Source organism: Micromonospora lupini str. Lupac 08 (assembly GCF_000297395.2).
Taxonomy (GTDB): domain Bacteria; phylum Actinomycetota; class Actinomycetes; order Mycobacteriales; family Micromonosporaceae; genus Micromonospora; species Micromonospora lupini.
Window position 1 is genome coordinate 3,198,459 of the sequence record NZ_HF570108.1, and the last position, 14,520, is coordinate 3,212,978.

Sequence of the window (14,520 nt, forward strand, 5' to 3'; positions counted from 1 at the left end):
CCGTCGCCCCCGCCCGCCGTGCCGCAGGCACGGGTGGTCGGCGGGGCCGGGCTGGCCACCAGCGGCCTGGTCGTGCCGGCCGGCGCGGGCGCGCCACCGGCGATCACCGCCACCTCGTGGCTGGTCGCGGACCTGGACTCCGGCCAGGTGCTCGGGGGCTGCGGCCCGCACGAGTACGGCACCCCGGCCAGCGTCCAGAAGCTGCTGCTGGCGGCCACGATGATGCCCCGGCTCGACCCCGCCCAGACGGTGACCGTGACCGCGGCGGACATGAACATCGAGCCCGGCTCCTCGGCCGTCGGCCTGGTCGAGGGCGGCCGGTACACGATCGAGACGATCTGGCTGGGGCTGCTGCTCAACTCCGGCAACGAGGCGGCGAACGCGCTGGCCCGACTGGGCGGCGGGCCCGACGGAGCGGCCGGGGGAGTCCGCGCCATGAACGAGCAGGCACACCACCTCGGCGCGCTCCAGACGCACGCGGTCACCCCGTCCGGCCTCGACGGCAGGGGCCAGTTCACCAGCGCGTACGACCTGGCGTTGATCGCCCGGGCCTGCTTCGCCCAGCCGACGTTCCGGCGGTACGCGCTCACCGATCAGGCGACGATCCCGGCCCAGCCGGCGCAGCGCACCAAGGGCTTCCAGATCCAGAACGAGAACCAGCTCATCTACCGGTACCCGGGCGCGTTGGGTGGCAAGACGGGCTTCACCGACCTGGCGCGGCACACCTACGTCGGCGCGGCGGAACGGAACGGACGTCGGCTGGTGGTGACGCTGCTGGGCGCCGAACCGGCGCCGATGCGCGGCTGGGAACAGGGGGCGGCCCTGCTGGACTGGGGGTTCTCGCTGCCGCGCGACGCCGGCGTCGGCCGCCTCGTCGAGCCGGGCGAGCTGACCGCCACGCCGTCGGCCGCGCCGTCCGCGCTGGCCGCGCCCGGTCCGCCCCGCCCGGCGGCGGCCAGTGGCCCGGCGGGCACCGGCTCCGGATGGCTGTGGTCGGTGGTCGCGCTGAGTGGCGCGGGCGTGCTGGCGCTGCTGGGCGGGTTGCTGTGGCACCGTCGCCGCCGGTTGCCCGGTCCGATCGACAACGGCCCTCGACATCCATAGACTCCGGTCTTTCTGGCCAGCACGAGCCCAGGAGGATCCCTGTGTCGAGTGAACTCGAAACGCCTACCGGCGCGGCGGCACCCCGCCGGTCGATGCGCGCGCTGACCCGCCTCGCGGGCGTGACGGCGTTCGCCGCAACGCTCGTCGTCGGCGCGTCGGCCGCCGCGGTGGCCGCGCCCGTCCCGGCCGACCACGCGGTGAGCGCCGCCGCCGATGCCCGACCGCCGCGTACCACCCACGGCCCGTGCGCGTACACCGAGACGCCCGACGAGCCGGCCGCCCGGCCGGTGCCGCTGCCGCCCGACCCGCGCCGCACCCCGGACCGGGGCAGCGTCCGAGTGACCCTCTCCACCAACCAGGGGCCGATCGGGTTGACGCTGGACCGGGCCGCCGCGCCGTGCACGGTCCAGAGCTTCCTGCACCTGGTCGGCAAGCGCTTCTACGACCGCACCCCGTGCCACCGGCTCACCGCGTACCCGACGTTGAGCGTGTTGCAGTGCGGCGACCCGTCCGGCACCGGCGAGGGTGGCCCCGGCTACCGGTACCGCGACGAGCTGCCGACCGACCTGCCGCCGGCCCCCACCGACCCGACCGGTGTACGCCGGCTCTACGCCCGGGGTGTGCTGGCGATGGCCAACGCCGGGCCGGACACCAACGGCAGCCAGTTCTTCCTGGTGTACGCCGACTCGGCGCTGCGCCCCAACTACACGATCTTCGGCACCGTCGACGCCGCCGGGCTCGCCACCCTGGACCGGATCGCCGCCCAGGGGATCGCACCGACGGCCGAGGACCCGGCGCCCGTCGACGGCGCGCCCGCGCAGCCGGTGACCATCCGGCGTGCCGTCCGCGCACACCACCACCACTGAGCCGCTCGGCGCGGTGGGCGGCCCCCGGGTCGCCCACCGCGCCGCGAGGCGTCCACGTCCGTCACCGGGACCGCATGCCGGACCGGCGACCGGCGGGCCCGGCAGGCGGGCTGGCGGGCCGGCGGGCCGGAATTTTCGTAGTTGGACCGGAACAGGTGGAACCGGAATCCGACCCGGTTCGGGCCGTCGGAACGGAAGGGGTCAGCCGGTCGGCGGGACGGCGGTGCTGTCCCGGACGACCAACTCGGTGGCCAGCTCCACCCGGGGCGAGTCGATGCCCTCGCCCTGGGCCAGTCGCAGCACCGTCCGCACCGCCAGCCGGCCCATCTCGACCAGGGGCTGCCGGACGGTCGTCAGCGGCGGTGACGCCCAGCGGGCTTCCGGCAGGTCGTCGAAACCGACCACGCTGACGTCGTCGGGGACCCGCAGGCCGCGGCGGCGGATGGCCTCGTAGACGCCGAACGCCATCTGGTCGCTGGCCGCGAAGATGCCGGTCGGCGGGTCGGGCAGGTCGAGCAGCGTCGTGCCGCCGGCGAAGCCGGAGGCGTGGTAGAAGTCGCCCGGGTAGATCAGCGCGTCGTCCACCGGCACGCCGGCGGCCTCCAGTCCGGCGCGGTAGCCGTCGAGGCGGGCCCGGCTGCACAGCAGGTGCGTCGGCCCGGCCACGAACCCGATCCGCCGGTGCCCGACCGCCAAGAGGTGCTCGGTCGCGGCGAGCCCGCCGGCCCAGTTGGTGGCGCCGATCGTCGGTACGTCCATCGCCGGCACGCCGGCCGGGTCGACGACCACCACCGGCACGTTGAGTCGGCGCAGTTGCGCGTGCAGCGGCGGGCTCAGGTGCGACGTCACGAAGATGACGCCGTCGGTGGCGCGGGTGCGCAGGTTCTGCAACCACTGCCGGGCCGCAGTGGGCTGCCGGTGGATCGCGGAGACCACGGTGCCCACCCCGGCGCCGTGCCCGACGTCCTCCACGCCCCGGATGATCTCCACTGCCCAGGGGCTGTCCAGGTCGTTGAAGACCAGGTCGACGAGGCCCGCGCGGCGGACGCTGCGGCTGCTGCGGCGCCGGTAGCCGTGGTGGCGCAGCAGCTCCTCGACGCGTTCCCGGGTGCCGGGGGCCACATCGGACCGGCCGTTGAGCACCCGTGACACGGTCGGCACCGAGACCCCGGCCTCCCGTGCGATCGCGGTGATGGTCACCCTGCGTCCGTCGTCCGCGTCCACCCGCGTCTCCTTCACCGCTCCGGAGGGACGACCACGAGCGTCGTCCATCCAGTGTCCCGGAACGGCACGCCCGCCCCTCGCGCCATCTTGCCTCACGGACGGGGGTTGACGACACGCCAGGTCGGTTCTAGCGTTCGGCTGAGTTGCGGAAATGTTCCGGTAATTTGTCGGATGCGTATCGGCGTACGTCCCGTCTCCGCCGCCCGGCTGTCGGCGTCGGCCACGCCGTGGACGCACCCTGTTCAGTGCCACGCGACAGACGAGGGGCGCCATGCACACGGACCTGCCCGAGGCGCAGCTGCGCGAGTACCGCGGCGTGGTGCGGGACCCCGCCGACTTCGACGAGTTCTGGGCCGGCACCCTGGCGCAGGCCCGCGACGCCAACTGGCCGGTCCGGCTCGAGCCCGTGGTGACAGGTCTGACCGCCATCGACGTGTACGACGTGACGTTCCCCGGCTTCGCCGGTCAGCCCGTACGGGCCTGGCTGCGGGTGCCGCACGGGGCCGGCACGGCGCTGCCGACAGTCGTGCAGTACGTGGGCTACGGGGGCGGGCGCGGGCACGCCTTGGAGAACCTGCTCTGGGCGTCGGCCGGGTTCGTCCACCTGCAGATGGACACCCGGGGACAGGGCTCGGGCTGGAGTCGGGGCGTCACCGCCGACCCGGTCGCCGCCGGCCCGGAGGCGCCCGGTGTGGCGACGCGGGGCATCGCCGATCCGCGCACCTACTACTACCGACGGTTGATCACCGACGCGGTCCGGGCGGTGGACGCGGCCCGGACCCTGCCGATGGTCGATCCGACCCGGGTGGCGGTGCTCGGGCACAGCCAGGGTGGCGCCCTCGCTCTCGCGGCCGGCGCGCTGGCACGCGGTGTGCGGGCCGTGGTCGCCCTCGTGCCGTTCCTCTGTGACATCCCGCGCGCCGTGGTGACCACCGACGCCCACCCGTACCGGGAGATCCGCGACTACCTGGCGATCCACCGGGACGCCGAGGAGCGGGTGCTGACCACCCTGTCGTACGTCGACGGCGTCAACTTCGCCCGACGGTGCCGTCGGCCGGCGCGCTACTCGGTGGCGTTGATGGACGACATCGTGCCGCCGTCGGGGGTCTACGCCGCGCACAACGCCCACGCCGGGGCGACAGAGCTGTCGGTGTGGCGGTACAACGGCCACGAGGCCGGCGGGATCGACGACGACGAGGCGGCCCTGCGCTTCCTCGGCGCGCACCTGGTCGACACCCGCGACGCGGTGCCGACCGTGGCGGATCCGGCTCCGCTGGCGGCCGGCGGTTGAACGGGCTCGCGGCGGCCGGCGACTGATCCGGCGCGCGGCCCCGACCGCTGCTGATAGACAGGACGGGTGTGCAGGTCAGGGCGGGTTGGTGGCGGCGTCGTGCTCGCGCTCGTCGCGGTGCTCGGCGGCTGCTCCCATCCGCAACCGCGCCCGGCGGCCCCGGTTCCCGCCTCGGCCCCGGCCCCGGTCTCCATTTCGGCGACCCCTCCACCGTCGTCGGCGACCCCGTCGGCGACCGGCGGGTTGCCGGGCTTCGTGGTGCTTACCGACGCCGACGCGCGCATCCACGCCGACATCCGCTACGCCACGGCGCACAACTTCGTGGGCCGGCCGATCGTCGGCTACCGCGAGCCGCTGTGCCTGCTCACCCGGCAGACCGCCGAGGCGTTGCGCCGGGTCCAGGACGCCGCGCTGGCCGGCGGCCACAGCCTCAAGGTGTACGACTGCTACCGCCCGCAGCCGGCGGTGGACGACTTCGTCGCCTGGTCCAAGCGCCCCGGCGAGCAGCAGACCCGGGCCGAGTTCTATCCGGACGTGGCCAAGGACCGGCTCTTCGCCGACGGCTACATCGGCGCGCCGACCGCGCACAGCCGGGGCAGCACGCTGGACCTGACCCTCGTCGACGAGCCGGCCGCCAGCCAACCCGCGTACGTGCCCGGGCAGCGTCTCGTCCCCTGCACCGCGCCGCCGGGGCGCCGGTTCGCCGACAACAGCATCGACATGGGCACCGGGTTCGACTGTTTCGACGCCCGGGCGCACACCGACGACCCGAGCATCACCGGCCCGGCCCGGGAGAACCGGCAGCTGCTGCGGCGGTTGATGACCGACGCCGGGTTCGTCAACTACGACCGCGAGTGGTGGCACTACAGCCTCCGCGAGGAGCCGTACCCGGACACCTTCTTCGCCGCCCCGGTGGCCCGCTCCTCACTCGGCTGACGATGCGAGCTGACGGTCAGGTCCAGTAGAGGATGCGGCAGGCCGGTACGCGGGCGGCCAGCTCGGCGGTGAACCAGCCGCGCAGCTCGGCCATCGTGTCGCGGGGGTAGACGTACTTCACCGCGCCGAACTTGCCGTGTTTGCGGCTGCGGGACTCCTCGTCCATCTCCAGCCGGGTGTGCGGGTACCACCCGAGCAGCACCTCCTTGCTGCCCGGCGTGAACCGGTGCGTGATCAGCTCGGCGGTCAGGTCCACCTCCGGCACCCCGTCGACCGCCGCGCGGACCTGATCGAGCAGGTCGCCGTAGCGTTCGCGCCAGTCCGGCAGGGGCATGATCGGGGCGATGGTCAGCCCGACGGGGTAGCCGTCGAGCGCGAGCCGGCGCAGCGCGGCGAGCCGGTCCGGCACCCGCGCGGTGCCGCCCTCGAACCGTTCACTCACCGGGGCGCAGTTGACGCTGAACCGGACCCGGGTGCGGCCGGCGTGCGGCAGCCCGACGAAGGTGCCCACGTCGGCGTACTTGGTGGTCCAGCGCAACTGCACGGGCGCGTCCCAGCGGGCGAAGTGCTGCACCGCCCGTCGCCAACTGCCGGTCAGGTGCTCCAGCGCGAGCGGGTCGGTGTAGCAGGACGCCTCGAAGGTGGTGCCCTCGTCGGCGCGGCGCGCGTTGCGGCTGGTCACCGTTCCGCGCCCGGCGTACGCGGCCAGGCCGGCCAGGATGTCGTCGAGGTCCGCGTACACCCGGGTCACCGGCGGGCCGGAGAGCGAACCGGCGAGGTAGCAGTACTGGCAGTGCGCGGGGCAGCCCTCGGCGAGGTCGACGCGCCAGTCGGCGCTGGGGGCGATGGGTTGCAGGGCGCGTCGCGACGGCGGGCTCACCACGATCGCCATGGTCGCCTTGGCGCGGGCGTACGTCTCCCGGTCGGTCTGCCCGCGTACGCCGACGAGCCGGTTGGACCGCAGTCGTTCCACCTCGATGCCCAGCGCCTGCACGCGGTCGACGATCCGCTGCCCGTGGGGGTGTTCCAGGGCGGCCGGCGTGGCCACCACCCGGCCCGGGGTCCAGCGGCGTGCCGGTCTCGCCGCCGGGGCGAGGGCGGCGAGGTCGCGGGTCGGCACCCGCTCGCCGCTGGCGTCGTGCGGGGCGGCGGGCACGTCCACGGCGAGCGGCTGGTCGACGTCGACGGCGTCCGGGCTGGTCACCGGGCGGGGGTACCCGCTGCCGCAGGAATCCCACCCGATCGGCCGGCCCGCGATTGACGCACCGGTCGGCAGCGCATAACCTTTCGTCTATCTGTAAACCTTGTGAACAGATAGTTCACGTCGACGCGGCGGCGCGCGTCCCGACCGAAGGGACGATCAGGTGATCGCAGAACTCCCCTCCCGTACCCGAAGGATCCTGTCGGTGTTCGTCGCCCTCGTCGTCGCCGTGAGCGCCGGCCTCGGCCTCGGCCTTGCGCGCAGCGCGCAGGCCGCGCCGACGTTCAAGGTCCTGGCCTTCTACAACGGCACCTGGGACGCCGCGCACATCGACTTCGACCGGGACGCCCGCGCCTGGTTCCCGCAGGCCGCCGCCCAGTACGGCTTCTCCTGGGAGGCCACCACCAACTGGGGTCTGCTGAACACGGCCAACCTGGCCCAGTACAAGGTCGTCATGTTCCTCGACGACGCGCCGCCCGCCGCGCAGCGGCCCGCGTTCGAGCAGTACATGCGCAACGGCGGGGCGTGGCTGGGCTTCCACGTCAGCGCCTGGACCGACAACCCGTCGAGCTGGAGCTGGTACTACAACACCTTCCTCGGCTCCGGCGCCTTCCAGACCAACACCTGGGGGCCGACCCGCGTCACGATGCGCACCGACAACCGCACGCACCCGGCCACCCAGGCGCTCCCGGCGACCTTCGCGTCGTCGATCAGCGAGTGGTACTCCTGGAGCAACGACCTGCGCCAGAACCCGGACATCGACATCCTGGCCTCCGTCGACCCGTCCAGCTTCCCGGTCGGCACGGACCCCAACCAGTCGTGGTACGGCGGCTACTACCCGCTGGTGTGGAGCAACAAGCGCTACAGGATGCTCTACGCCAACTTCGGGCACAACGCGATGAACTACAGCACCAACACCGGCCTGTCCTCGACCTTCGACAGCCCGCAGCAGAACAAGCTGCTGATCGACGGCCTGCACTGGCTCGCCGGCGTCGGCACGTCGCCCACCCCGACGCCCACGCCGACGGGCACCGCCGGCCCGATCTCGCCCACCGCCTGGCACACGGTCGTCAACCGGGGCAGCGGCAAGTGCGTGGACGCCCGCGCCGCCGGCACCGCCAACGGCACCGCCGTCCAGCAGTACGCCTGCAACAGCAGCGCCGCCCAGCAGTACCAGTTCGCGCCGACCAGCGGCGGCTACCTGCGGGTCAACAACCGCGGCAACAGCGCCCAGGTGCTCGACGTGACCGACCGGTCGACCGCCGACTCGGCGTCCATCCAGCTCTGGTCCTACAGCGGCGGCAACAACCAGCAGTGGCGGGCCGAGTCTGAGGGCGGCGGCTACTACCGGCTGGTCAACCGCAACAGCGGCAAGTGCCTCGACGTGCCGGGAGCGTCCACGGCGGACAGCGTCCAGCTCGTCCAGTACACCTGCAACGGCACCGCGGCGCAGTCCTTCCGGCTGGTGCCGCAGGCGTAGATCGCGGGCGGTAGCGTCCGCGCATGGCCATCCCCGATCGCGTGCCCATCGCCTACGAGTCCGACTACCGCACCCGCTACATCGGCCGGTACGACAAGGGCCAGTTCTTCGGCTCCGTCACCGCGACACTCGACGACGGTGCCGGAGCCGAAGACGACTGGTACCGACACAAGCGGTGGTACGCGGTGCTGCACCGCTTCGACGCCGACGGCGTGCACACCGACTCGGACATCTGGTTCGCCGGCACCAGCGAGGACGAGGAGGCCTCGGGCACCCGTGCCGAGGCTCGCCTCCTCGAATGGCTCGACGGGCTGCCCGGCCGGGTGTTCGGTGACATCGCCATCGGGCTGTTCCAGGTCGAGGTCGACGGGCACGTCTTCGGGCTGGTCGACTGGTCCGCAGAGTACGACGGCGCGGACCACGCCGAGTTTCTCCCCGACGATCTGGGCTTCGACCCGCCCTGGGACGGCTGCTACGACACCTGAGTCACCCGGTGCGGTCCGGCGCGGCGCGGCGCGGCGCGGCCGCCGGCCGGGACGCACCCCCGGGTACGCGCCCTGTAGAGCTGCCCCACGAACGGGGCAGGCACGAGAGCGCACGGTCGGCGCCGCGACCACCGCCGCCGTGGGCGCGTGCCGCGACCACCGCTGACGCGTTGATGCCGGCACCTCCTCCGGCCGGGCCAGGGTAGGGGCGCCGCCCCATCTGTGGGGCAGCTCTACAGGACGCGAGAGTGACGGCCCGGGCCCGACGACGGCCCGCCGGCCCGATCACGGCCCGCCGGCCCGATCACGGCCCGCCGGGCCGATCACGGCCTTCCCCGATCACGGCCCGCTGGGCACTGACGCAATATCCTTTGCGGACAGCTCCTGCCTCGCCTACCGTGATGCGGAGTACGGCCGACCGAGCACACCCGGGGGGAGCACACCATGTCGCAACGCACAGCCACCGACGCCACCTGGCGCGTGCCAGGTGCCGGTGCCGGTGCCGCCTTGCTGTCCGGCGCGTCGTGCAGGTGTCTCGGCCGGGTCGCGCAGAGCCGCAACCAGGGCTGTAACCAGGACCGGTATCAGGGGCGGCGACCTCGCTGACGTCACGTGCGTCGAGCGCGGCCGCCCACCCCCGCAGGGGTCGGCGGCCCTTTTCGTATCCGACGAGCTTTGCCGCCGGCTCGGCCCGGCGCGCGATCATTTACGGTCACCAGGTAGCTCTGGTGCCGGCACGACACGAGGAGACCACGATGGGATTCACCCCTCTGGCCGGTACCCGGGCACCGGTCCGGGTCTGGGCCGACCCGTACGCCATCGAGCCGCAGGCCGCGAAGCAGCTGCGCAACATCGGCGCGCTGCCCTGGGTGCAGGGCGTCGCCGTCATGCCGGACGTGCACTTCGGCAAGGGCGCCACGGTCGGCTCGGTGATCGCCATGCGGCAGGCCGTCTCGCCGGCCGCGGTCGGCGTCGACATCGGCTGCGGCATGTCGGCGGTGCGCACGTCGCTGATCGCCGCCGACCTGCCGGACGACCTGGCCGGGCTGCGCTCGGCGATCGAGGCCACCATCCCGGTCGGCTTCGCCCAGCGGCAGGAGGCGGTCAACCCGCGTCGGGTCCGTGGCCTGGAGCAGGCCGGCTGGGACGACTTCTGGAGTCGGTTCGCGAGCCTGGACCGGCGGGTGGCGCAGCTGGAGACCCGGGCGCAGCGGCAGCTCGGTACGCTCGGCGGCGGCAACCACTTCATCGAGGTCTGCCTGGAGCAGGGCGGCGCCGACGAGGGTCGGGTGTGGCTGATGCTGCACTCCGGGTCGCGCAACATCGGCAAGGAGCTGGCCGAGCGCCACATCGGGGTGGCCCGCAAGCTGCCGCACAACACCGACCTGCCCGACCGGGACCTGGCGGTCTTCCTGGCCGGGACGCCGGAGATGGACGCGTACCGGCGGGACCTGTGGTGGGCGCAGGAGTACGCGCGGCGCAACCGGGCGGTCATGCTGGCGCTGCTGTGCGGCGTGGTGCGCGAGCACTTCCCGCAGGTCGGCTACGACGAGCCGATCTCGTGTCACCACAACTACGTGTCCGAGGAGAGCTACGACGGGGTCGAGGTGCTTGTCACCCGCAAGGGCGCGATCCGGGCCGGGCGGGGTGACCTGGGCATCATCCCCGGGTCGATGGGCACCGGGTCGTACATCGTGCGGGGGCGGGGCAACCCGGCCGCGTACTGCTCGGCCTCACACGGGGCCGGGCGGCGGATGTCGCGGGCGCAGGCCAAGCGGACGTTCAGCACCGACGACCTGGCCGCGCAGACCGCCGGCGTCGAGTGCCGCAAGGACGCCGGGGTGGTCGACGAGATCCCCGGCGCGTACAAGGACATCACCGAGGTGATGGCCCAGCAGGAGGACCTGGTCGAGGTGGTCGCGCACCTCAAGCAGGTCGTCTGCGTGAAGGGCTGACGGGGGTACGCGCGGGCCGGGAGCACCGGCCCGCGCGTACGACCCGTCAGAAGCCGACGAAGACCCGGCGCAGGTCGTCCAGGGTCAGCGGACCGGTCACCTGCACGCCGTCCGGCGTGTACTGCGGTCCCAGCCGGCCGACCAGCAGCCGCAGCCACGTCTCGGCCGGCAGGGACAGCTCGCCGTCGGGCTGCTCCGGCGCGTCGGTCAGTTCGATCTGCTCGCCCAGCCGCAGCCCGAACGTCCGCTCCGGGTCCCGCAGCCGTACCAGCAGGGTGGCCTGTCGGCCGGCCAGCTCCTGCGGCCGGCTCGTCCAGGCCAGCATGCCGCCGATCTGCTCGATCAGCAGCGGCACCGCCTCCGGCGTCACCGCCGCGAACGAGTTGAACGCCACCTCGGCGTCCCACTGGTGCAGGGCGAACTCACTGAGCCGGAACCGGGCGGCGGTGGCCACGTCGACCGGCTCCGGCAGGAAGCCGAGGTCGATCCGCAGCGTCGAGCGGGTGTCGTCGTCCAGCGCCTCGTACGCCTCGACGAGCCGCTTGTTGGACTCCAGGAAGCCGGCGGCGTGCTCCTCGGGGGACATGGCGTCCCAGCGCGCCCAGACGGTGCGGTTGAAGTCGCCGTCCGGCGCGGCCGTGCCCTCGCGGGCCGCGGTCAGCGTCGCGAGGCCGATCTCCGCGCCGCTGCCGAGGTGGCTGAGCACCTGGGAGACCTGCCACTCGCTGGCCCCGGAGGGGCGGCGCAGGTCGTCTTCCTTGAGGTCGCGCACGAGCGCGGCAAGCTCCTCGTGGCCGGAGCGTAGCGCGTGGATGATCGGGTCGGCAGCCGTGGACATGTGTCTCCTCAACGGATCTTCGACGATGGTCGGGACGGTACCGGACGGGTCGGCGGCCGGCCCGCTCCGCTCGGGAGTGGACCGGCCGGCCGTGTCGCCCGGCTCAGCCCATGTGCACGGCGTTGCCGGCGGGGATGTCCTCCTTGCGCACCTTCACCAGGACCAGGGTGACCACCCCGGCGAGCACGATCAGGGCCGCGCCCCAGGCGAACGCCACGCGGTAGCCGTGCACGAGCGCCTCGACCTGGGTGACCGGGTTCGGCGCCCGACCGACCAGGTACGCGGCGACCGCGCTGGTGTAGAAGGTGTTCAGCAGCGCGGTGCCCAGCGAGCCACCGATCTGCTGCGTCGCGTTCAGCGTCGCGCTTGCCGCGCCGGCGTCGTGCTCCGGCACCCCGACCAGCGCGAGGCTGGACAGCGGCACGAAGGTGAAGCCGAGGCCCATGCCGAGGACGACCTGGGCGGGCAGCAGGAGGGTGAGGAACGACGTGTCCACGTCGATCTGGGTGAGCGTCAGCATGGCCACGGCGGCGAGCACGGCGCCGCCGACCATCAGCGGCTTCGCGCCCACCTTCGGCATGAGCTGGCTGGCGCCACCCGCGGCGATCAGCACGCCCGCGGTGACCGGCAGCGACGCGAGCCCCGCCTCGAGCGGCTTGTACTGCAACACCACCTGGAAGTAGAAGGTGAGGAAGAGGAACGCCCCGAACAGGCCCGCGCCGATCAGCGTGGAGGCGAGGTACGCCCCGCCCCGGTTGCGGTCCAGGATGATCCGCAGCGGCAGCAGCGGGTGGTTGGAGCGCAGCTCGATCACCACGAAGGCGGCGAGCAGCACCACACCGGCGGCGATGAAGCCGAGCGTCGCGGTGGCGTCCCAACCGTCCTCGGCGGCCTTGGTGAAGCCGTACACCAGGGAGACCAGGCCGGCGGTGACGACGACCGCGCCGGGCACGTCGTAGCGGGTGTTGCCGTGTGCCCGGCTCTCCGGCACCAGCGGGATCGCGAAGGCGATCGCGATGGCGGCGACCGGGATGTTGACGAGCAGGCACCAGCGCCAGTCGGCGTACTCGGTCAGCACCCCGCCGAGCAGCAGCCCGACCGCGGACCCGCCGCCGGCGATCGCGCCGTACACGGCGAACGCCTTGGCCCGCTCGGTGGCCTCGGTGAACAGCACCGTGAGCAGCGCCAACGCGGCCGGGGCGAGCAGCGCGCCGAAGGCGCCCTGCAGCGCGCGGGCGGCGAAGAGCATCTCGCCGCTGGTGGCCAGACCGCCAAGCGCGGACGCCAGCGCGAAGCCGACCATGCCGACGATGAACGTGCGCTTGCGACCCCAGTAGTCGGCGATCCGGCCGCCGAGCAGGAGCAGACCGCCGAACGCCAGCGTGTAGGCGGTGATCACCCACTGCCGGTTCGCGTCGGTGATCCCCAGGTCGGCCTGGGCCTGCGGGAGCGCGATGTTCACGATGGTGGCGTCCAGGACGACCATCAGCTGTGAGACCGCGATCACCGCCAGCGCGATCCAGCGCCGCGGGTGCGGCGCGCCTGTCGACGTTCCGGCGCCGGGTGCGCCGGGGGCAGTCGAGGTGGTTCCGGACATGGTGAAGCCTTCCGTGGTGCGGATGTCGATGGATCAGGCCTGGGACGGGCGGTCGTGCTGGTAGCGGAGCACCGGAATCAGCACCTGGTCGACGACCTGGGTGAGGAACGCGTCGTCGGCGGGCAGCCCGTGCGCGACGACGCGGGACATGGTGAGCGCGGGCGCCAGGTCGTGGAACAACTCCCGTTCACCGGCATCCGGAGGGATCTCCCCACGGGCGGCGGCGCGGACGAGGATCGCGGTGCTGGCCACCCGACCGGCGGGCAGCACCTGGTGGCGCACCAGGCGTTCCAGCTCCGGGCTGGTCCGCATGGCGAAGGTCAGCGCCTGCATCAGGTCGCAGTCGGCGACGCAGATGGCGGCGGTGGCGCGCAGCAGCTCGATCAGGTCGCCCCGCAACGAGCCGGTGTCGGGCGGGTTGTGCACGCCTACCTGACGGTCGCGCAGGGCGGCGACGACCAGTTCGGCCTTGCCGTCGAAGCGCCGGTAGATGGTGGCCTTGCTGATGTGGGCCTGGGCGGCGACGGCGTCGATGGTCATCCGGTCGTAGCCGACCTCGCGCAGCAGGTCGATCACCACGGCGAACAGGTCGCCAGCGGTGCACCGCGCGGCCCGGGCGGCCGGTACCCCGACGCCCGCGCTCACCTGCTGACCGTCCAACACCTGAAGACCCCCCGCGAAACGATGTCGTACCGACCCTAGTTCGCTGCTCACCGTTTCCGCAGGCTTTTATGAGGTGCGTCGCACCCGGTGGACGAAACGGTTACGTTTCTGCCCGACGTCGCGCGGATGAACCCCGTGGTCAGCCGCTCGGCGCGAGGATCACCGGCAGCGTCACCGTGTTGCTCCGGGAGCCGTCGCGCGCGGACACCTCGTACACCTCGATCGTGCCGTGCTGCTCCCGGGCCGTGCGCCAGCCGACCACCAGCCGGTAGGCGCCCCGGCAGCCACTGCCGCAGCTGGCGGCGCCGAAGCCGGCGGCCACCTCCCGGCCGGAGGCGTCCAGCACCCGGATGCTCACCGTGGCCTCGAACACGTCGGCGGTGCCGGTGACGGTGAGTGGGGCGGTCACCCGGTCGCCGACGCTCGGAGCGGTGACCACGATCGGCGGAAGCAGGTTCGGATAGTCGGCCCGGCCGACCGGTGCGCCGCCGGGGAAGCGGACCTTCCGGACGGTGGGGAACTGGGTCAGCGTCCACACCACCTGCGCCTCGCGCAGCCGCCGACGCTCCGCCGGGTCGTCGCCGGACGGGACGGGACCGAGCGCCGCCACGCCGTCGGCGATCCGGGTGACCTCGACACCGGCCGGCAGCAGGGTGACCATGCCGGTGGCAGCCTCGGCAGGCGTGGGCCCGGCGGCCAGTTCGGTAAGCGCGAGCCGGGACGTGGTGACGGTGGCCGGCCGGGTACGCCGGGTGGGGGCGAGCAGGCCGGAGCGTACGTACCACAGCTCGATCGTCACCGGCTCCGGCCGGCGCGTGCCGGCGGCCGTCGGTGTCGGCGGACGCGGCGCGGTGCGGGTGGCCGCCACCGGCGGCGGTGG

13 protein-coding genes are annotated in these 14,520 nt (G+C 73.3%); 7 read left to right on the forward strand and 6 right to left on the reverse strand.

Features of this window, described 5'->3' with window-relative positions; genetic code table 11:
* Positions 1-1,104 (forward strand): D-alanyl-D-alanine carboxypeptidase family protein (locus MILUP08_RS15710; protein ID WP_083915851.1); only part of this gene is annotated, 1,104 nt, incomplete at its 5' end.
* A 92-nt stretch (positions 1,105-1,196) separates the two neighbouring features.
* The gene (locus MILUP08_RS15715) at positions 1,197-1,970 is read left to right on the forward strand and encodes a peptidylprolyl isomerase (RefSeq protein ID WP_051065731.1); all 774 of its coding nucleotides are present in this window, start codon (positions 1,197-1,199) and stop codon (positions 1,968-1,970) included.
* 201 nt (positions 1,971-2,171) lie between these two features.
* On the opposite strand, the gene MILUP08_RS15720 is transcribed toward MILUP08_RS15715, so the two are convergent.
* On the reverse strand, positions 2,172-3,194 hold the full coding sequence (locus tag MILUP08_RS15720; protein ID WP_007459333.1) for a LacI family DNA-binding transcriptional regulator: 1,023 nt from the start codon (positions 3,192-3,194) through the stop codon (positions 2,172-2,174).
* A gap of 271 nt (positions 3,195-3,465) precedes the next feature.
* Between MILUP08_RS15720 and MILUP08_RS15725 the strand changes: the two genes are divergently transcribed.
* Positions 3,466-4,485: an acetylxylan esterase gene (locus MILUP08_RS15725; protein WP_007459334.1), complete on the forward strand. Its 1,020-nt coding sequence runs from the start codon at positions 3,466-3,468 to the stop codon at positions 4,483-4,485.
* Between the two features lie 99 nt (positions 4,486-4,584).
* Positions 4,585-5,421 (forward strand): M15 family metallopeptidase, encoded by an 837-nt coding sequence (locus MILUP08_RS15730; RefSeq protein ID WP_007459335.1) that lies wholly within the window; start codon positions 4,585-4,587, stop codon positions 5,419-5,421.
* Positions 5,422-5,437: 16 nt separating this feature from the next.
* Here the strand turns inward: MILUP08_RS15730 and MILUP08_RS15735 are convergent, their stop codons facing one another.
* A complete protein-coding gene (locus tag MILUP08_RS15735; RefSeq protein ID WP_007459336.1) occupies positions 5,438-6,625 on the reverse strand; it encodes a spore photoproduct lyase family protein in 1,188 nt (395 codons plus the stop codon).
* Between the two features lie 160 nt (positions 6,626-6,785).
* On the opposite strand from MILUP08_RS15735, the gene MILUP08_RS15740 reads away from it, so the two are divergent.
* From MILUP08_RS15740 to MILUP08_RS15750, 3 genes are all read left to right on the forward strand, one after another.
* Entirely contained in the window at positions 6,786-8,102 is a 1,317-nt protein-coding gene (locus MILUP08_RS15740) for an RICIN domain-containing protein (RefSeq protein WP_237747083.1), read from the forward strand.
* Positions 8,103-8,125: 23 nt separating this feature from the next.
* A complete protein-coding gene (locus MILUP08_RS15745) occupies positions 8,126-8,587 on the forward strand; it encodes a hypothetical protein (protein ID WP_007459338.1) in 462 nt (153 codons plus the stop codon).
* A gap of 755 nt (positions 8,588-9,342) precedes the next feature.
* Entirely contained in the window at positions 9,343-10,542 is a 1,200-nt protein-coding gene (locus MILUP08_RS15750) for an RtcB family protein (protein WP_007459339.1), read from the forward strand.
* Positions 10,543-10,588: 46 nt separating this feature from the next.
* Here the strand turns inward: MILUP08_RS15750 and MILUP08_RS15755 are convergent, their stop codons facing one another.
* The 4 genes from MILUP08_RS15755 to MILUP08_RS15770 all read right to left on the reverse strand — a co-directional run.
* Positions 10,589-11,380, reverse strand: a complete 792-nt coding sequence (locus tag MILUP08_RS15755) for a maleylpyruvate isomerase family mycothiol-dependent enzyme (RefSeq protein WP_007459341.1) — start codon at positions 11,378-11,380, stop codon at positions 10,589-10,591.
* 103 nt (positions 11,381-11,483) lie between these two features.
* A complete protein-coding gene (locus tag MILUP08_RS15760; protein WP_007459343.1) occupies positions 11,484-12,977 on the reverse strand; it encodes an MFS transporter in 1,494 nt (497 codons plus the stop codon).
* A gap of 33 nt (positions 12,978-13,010) precedes the next feature.
* Positions 13,011-13,622, reverse strand: a complete 612-nt coding sequence (locus tag MILUP08_RS15765) for a TetR/AcrR family transcriptional regulator (protein WP_039908122.1) — start codon at positions 13,620-13,622, stop codon at positions 13,011-13,013.
* 157 nt (positions 13,623-13,779) lie between these two features.
* Positions 13,780-14,520: Gmad2 immunoglobulin-like domain-containing protein (locus MILUP08_RS15770; protein ID WP_144057139.1), on the reverse strand; the 741-nt coding region annotated here is incomplete at its 5' end.

Bases quoted from the DNA above. Each gene is read 5' to 3' on its own strand.
- MILUP08_RS15715 (WP_051065731.1), top strand. From the start codon at position 1,197: ATGCGCGCGCTGACCCGCCTCGCGGGCGTGACGGCGTTCGCCGCAACG.
- MILUP08_RS15750 (WP_007459339.1), top strand. From the start codon at position 9,343: ATGGGATTCACCCCTCTGGCCGGTACCCGGGCACCGGTCCGGGTCTGG.
- MILUP08_RS15760 (WP_007459343.1), bottom strand. From the start codon at position 12,977: ATGTCCGGAACCACCTCGACTGCCCCCGGCGCACCCGGCGCCGGAACG.
- MILUP08_RS15745 (WP_007459338.1), top strand. From the start codon at position 8,126: ATGGCCATCCCCGATCGCGTGCCCATCGCCTACGAGTCCGACTACCGC.
- MILUP08_RS15755 (WP_007459341.1), bottom strand. From the start codon at position 11,380: ATGTCCACGGCTGCCGACCCGATCATCCACGCGCTACGCTCCGGCCAC.
- MILUP08_RS15725 (WP_007459334.1), top strand. From the start codon at position 3,466: ATGCACACGGACCTGCCCGAGGCGCAGCTGCGCGAGTACCGCGGCGTG.